Source organism: Streptomyces sp. H39-S7 (assembly GCF_027158205.1).
Taxonomy (GTDB): domain Bacteria; phylum Actinomycetota; class Actinomycetes; order Streptomycetales; family Streptomycetaceae; genus Actinacidiphila.
Genome location: NZ_JAPVLU010000061.1, coordinates 1 through 620 on the forward strand (window position 1 = coordinate 1; position 620 = coordinate 620).

Annotated in this window: 1 protein-coding gene; it reads right to left on the reverse strand. The window is 75.2% G+C overall.

All coding sequences use genetic code 11. The features are described from left to right. Positions 1 to 53: 53 nt before the first annotated feature. Positions 54 to 620: spherulation-specific family 4 protein (locus O3X23_RS37700; RefSeq protein ID WP_269277796.1), on the reverse strand; the 567-nt coding region annotated here is incomplete at its 5' end.

Genomic DNA, 620 nt, shown 5'->3' on the forward strand with positions numbered 1-620 from the left:
GAAGAGCGGGACGAGGAGCGCCGGAGGTCGGCAGCCGGAGGCGGACCTGCGGTTCAACGGCGTTCCTCCTGCTGGTGCTGGTGCCGACCGTGGGAAGCGTCGGTGAGGTCCGGTGACACACCCTGCCAGGGGTTGGCGCCGCTTCCCGGTACCGCGCAGTGCACGGCCGCGCCGCGCAGCAGGGCGGTACGCGAGGCGAGGCCGCAGAGCCGGGCGGGCCCGTCGTACACCAGGTGGCAGAAGCGCTCCGCCGGGTACTCGCCCGTCCAGGCCGGCACGGCCGCCGCCGCGCGGTACGTCGCCCAGCTGCCCTCGAACGTCACCAGCAGGTCGGCGATCTCGGCGTACCCGGGCACGGGGTGCGTGCCCGGGTTGAGGACGACCGTCCGGGAACCGCAGGCGCGCGCGGTCCGCGCCAGCCAGCGGTAGTAGCCCAGCAGCCCGGTGCCCGCGTCCGCCTGGTCGAAGAAGACGCCGTCCGTGCCGTACCACCTGCGGTGGTGGCGCAGGTCGGCGACGACCGCGTGGGTGGGGCGGCGGCCGTACGCGGTGTCCACGTATCCGAGGACGCGTACGCCCGCCGCCCGCAACTCCTCGGCCACCGCGGTGAAGGCGGGGTC